Below are 3,353 nucleotides of genomic sequence, written 5' to 3'. Positions count from 1 at the left end.
CTTCCACGCGATGCCCTCGAGCAGACGGGACGACGGCTGCGGCTTGTCGAACTCGCTGCGGAGTTGATCGAGAACCCGATCCGTCGCCTGCCGCCCATCGGCGGGAAGCGCGTTGCCCATCGAGCGCAGGTCGGCGACGTTCGCGCCGACCCGCAGCCGGATGAGCAGGCCGGCGCTCCGCTCGATTTGCCCGGCTGCGGCAAGGCGCGCCGTCACCACCGAAATGCGGTCGAGCGCCCGCTGGACATAGCTGTCCCGCAACCGTCGGCTGGGCGACCGGCTCAGCCGCGCGATCTCGCGCGCTTCGATGCGGAGGACGCGCTGAAGCTGATGCTGCACGCCCCAGGTACGGAACAGGCCGGCACCGAGAATGGCGGTGAATATGCCCAGCATGCTGGCGACGCTCGCCTCGACGAAGGTTCCGAAATCGGGCGGCGAATAATGGCCCTGGAGATTGATGTTGCTGAGCCCGAAGGCGAGGATTAGCGTCGCCATCGGATTGACGGCCGCCCAGACGCCCAGCGGCAGCATGAACAGGCCCATCATCAACGCAAAGGTCGAGAAATCGGCGGCGAGCGGGAGCAGGCCATAGCACAGGATCCCCGCCAGCAGGGTCGCTAGCAGGGCGAAACGCGCGAACATTCCGATCGCTCGGCCCGGCTCGTCGCCGCCACCGAAAAAGGCCAGCGTTACGGTGCCCAGCAGAACCGCGTTCGCGCCCTGATGCCAGCCCGTCGCATACCAGAGCCCGCAGAGGAGGGCGTAGGTTACGAGGATTCCCGCCGCGATCCGGGCAGCGTGATCAATGTCGGGGTTGAGCGGAAACGCCCGCGTCTCGCTGACTGTTCGCGCGAGCGCGGGCGCAAGCTTCGCCTTTCCGCTCAACGCCGCCTCGATCCGCGAAACTTCGCTCCAGAGCGTCAGCATTTCGGCCAGCATGTCGGCCAGCGCATCATGAATGAGCTGCTGCCACGCGCGCGCGTCACTGGCATCGAGCGGAAGCGCGCGCACGGCATCGGCCAGATCGGGTGGCGGTTCCGTACCGGCATCAAGATGGGCCCTGGCCGTGGCGAGAGAGGGTCGGAGGGCCAAGCGCTCCGCTTCGCCAAGGCCCGCGATGCGGCTGCCGATTGCGGAAAGGAGCGGGACCATGCGCAGCAGGCGTTGCTGGATCGCGAGCGCGTGCCGCAGGTCATCGCGATGGATCGTCGGATCGTAGCGCAGCGCTCCGGTCAGCTGTGACAGGGATGTGATGTCGGCCAGCGTCTTTAGCCGGTCATGCTCTCCTTGGGCGTCCGCCTCATGGCCATCAAGGACATCCTTCGCCCAGGTCTCGATGCTGGGCAGCCAGCGATGCAGGCGCGCGCGTAGCGCACCTTCAAGAGAACGCGGAGCGATCACGCCGTCAACGAGGGTCGTCGCGAGGATGCCGAGGGTGATTTCGCTGACCCGCGCCACAACGGTATCGAACATGATCTCCGGATGATCCACGCCGGCGACGGCCACCAGCATGAGCGTGATCGCGAAAAGCTGGAAGCCGTAGCTGCGCGGCGTGCGGTCGAGGAAAGAAATACCGAACGCCAGGGTTGCCACGATTCCCGACGCCGCGATCAGCAGCAGCGGCGCGCTCGCAAACAGCGCGACCATGGCAAGCGTGACGAAGCCGGCGCAGAAAGTTCCGGTGAACCGATAGACGGCCTTCGACCGGATCGCCCCGCTCATGGGGTTCATGCAGACGCAGCAGGTGACAAGTGCCCAGTAAGGATTGGGCAGGCCGATCCGCACCGCTATCGCGAATGCGATCATGCCCGCGACGAACAGCTTAACAGAGAAGATCAGCTGATCGGCGCTGACTTTCATCGGCCCGTCCGCGCCTGCTGCAGGAACTGACCGATCCGTTCCTCGAACAAACGCAGCGTGCGCGTCGTCGTTTCGATGTCCTGCGAAGGAAGATCACCAAGGAGGTCGTCGCGGAGCCGCGTGACCGCCTTTTCCATCTTCTTCGCAAGGTCACGACCTTTCGGCATGACATGGATCGTCTTGATGCGCCGGTCCTCGGGAGAATCGCGCCGCTCAAGCAGGTTGGCGGCTTCGGCCTGGTCGAGAATGCGCACCATGCCGCCCGGATTGACCCCGACTTCCTCGGCCAGCGCGTTCTGCCTGACACCCTTGTCTCCATGACGGGACGCCAGAATGAGCGCCGAAATGAGCGATGCGGGAAGTCCGAAGTCGGCGAGTGCGAGACTGACTGCCTGAACCCAGACACGCCGGATCGGCTGCAAAGCGTTCGTGAGTTCAAAAAGCGTGACGGGGCTGGTTCTGGATCGGTCGCGGGGCATGCGCGGCTACCTAGTCCATCATCCGATTACGTTCAATATGCAATCATTGCCTTAACAATTAAATTGGGCAGACTGAACACGCCAGTGAGCCATGTGGTGCGCAAGATCAGCGGTTACCGGTCTTCTGACAAGAACGGCGAATGGCTCACGATGTCGGACGCGGCCGCCAAACTCGGAGTCCCGCAAGTCAAGATCCAACGCTTCCTCAGGAATGGCATATCGCCGCCGAGCAGGTCATGCGCTACGCGCCCTATCAAATCCGCTCCAGCGACCTCGAAGACGAGTGGATCAAGGCCAAACTGGCGCGCCCAATCCCGTGTCGCGCCGAAGACGACAACCAGGAATCGCTATTTTCCGACATGGCCCAGTCGGCCCCAAGCTGCGATTTTGGCCAAGTCGGAGAACGTTTTGGGAACGTGGCATTCGGTATTGACGATGGAAATTATAGAAGAGGACAGTTCGCTCCATCATAGTGAGTGGGTTGATGGATCGGAGTATTTCGGGCGGGGATTTGATCGGACGATGGAGCCTGAGCTTTGCCGATATTGATTTTGTAAATTCGAAGCCGGCCCTGACGCGCCTCGGCCTCGCCGCGCAGCTGAAATTTTTCGCTTCCCTGGGGTTTTCGCGACCGATCCTGGCTCAATCCCTACCGATGGCCTCTCGTATCTGGCCGAGCAACTCGGTGTCGAAGCTGGCGAGATAGCCGGTTATGACTTTTCCAGTCGGACTGCACGGCGGCATTGTGCGGAGATCTTGATCCATCTTGGATATCACCGCATGAAGCGGGGGCATCGCGCGCAATTGACGGAATGGAGTGCTGGCGAGCTGTGCCCGGGCGGCCACCGAGGCGCTGATCGCCGCCTATCAGGCCGCTTCGTCGCCTCACAGCATCCGCGCGCTCAAGTCCGACATCGAAGCATTCGACAGCCGGTGTCGGCGCACCAACCGGATCGCGCTGCCGGCGACGGCCGAGACCGTGGCCGATTATCTGGATGGGGGGGGGGGGAAGGG

The 3,353-nt window shown here is 63.2% G+C and carries 3 protein-coding genes and 2 pseudogenes; 3 read left to right on the top strand and 2 right to left on the bottom strand.

Features of this window, described 5'->3' with window-relative positions; genetic code table 11:
- Both C100_RS31085 and C100_RS31080 read right to left on the bottom strand, forming a co-directional pair.
- The coding region (locus tag C100_RS31085; RefSeq protein WP_024018947.1) for an FUSC family protein at window positions 1-1,860 on the bottom strand (1,860 nt) is incomplete at its 3' end.
- Window positions 1,857-2,339, bottom strand: a complete 483-nt coding sequence (locus C100_RS31080; RefSeq protein WP_024018946.1) for a MarR family winged helix-turn-helix transcriptional regulator — start codon at window positions 2,337-2,339, stop codon at window positions 1,857-1,859. The genes C100_RS31080 and C100_RS31085, both read right to left, overlap by 4 nt.
- A 140-nt stretch (window positions 2,340-2,479) precedes the next feature.
- On the opposite strand from C100_RS31080, the gene C100_RS48550 reads away from it, so the two are divergent.
- The 3 genes and pseudogenes from C100_RS48550 to C100_RS49070 all read left to right on the top strand — a co-directional run.
- On the top strand, window positions 2,480-2,812 hold the full coding sequence (locus C100_RS48550; RefSeq protein ID WP_031308866.1) for a hypothetical protein: 333 nt from the start codon (window positions 2,480-2,482) through the stop codon (window positions 2,810-2,812).
- Between the two features lie 130 nt (window positions 2,813-2,942).
- A pseudogene (locus C100_RS49435) lies at window positions 2,943-3,101 on the top strand (DUF4158 domain-containing protein); the annotation flags it as partial.
- A gap of 55 nt (window positions 3,102-3,156) precedes the next feature.
- Window positions 3,157-3,353, top strand: a pseudogene (locus tag C100_RS49070) (integrase); the annotation flags it as partial.

The organism is Sphingobium sp. C100 (assembly GCF_000508185.1).
Lineage (GTDB): Bacteria > Pseudomonadota > Alphaproteobacteria > Sphingomonadales > Sphingomonadaceae > Sphingobium.
The sequence above is the reverse complement of the archived record's forward strand: the minus strand, read 5'-3'. Positions and strand labels throughout refer to the sequence as shown.

What these genes read in the sequence shown, in the direction of transcription:
- C100_RS31080 (WP_024018946.1), bottom strand. Translation starts at nt 2,339, where the DNA reads ATGCCCCGCGACCGATCCAGAACCAGCCCCGTCACGCTTTTTGAACTC.
- C100_RS48550 (WP_031308866.1), top strand. Translation starts at nt 2,480, where the DNA reads ATGGCTCACGATGTCGGACGCGGCCGCCAAACTCGGAGTCCCGCAAGT.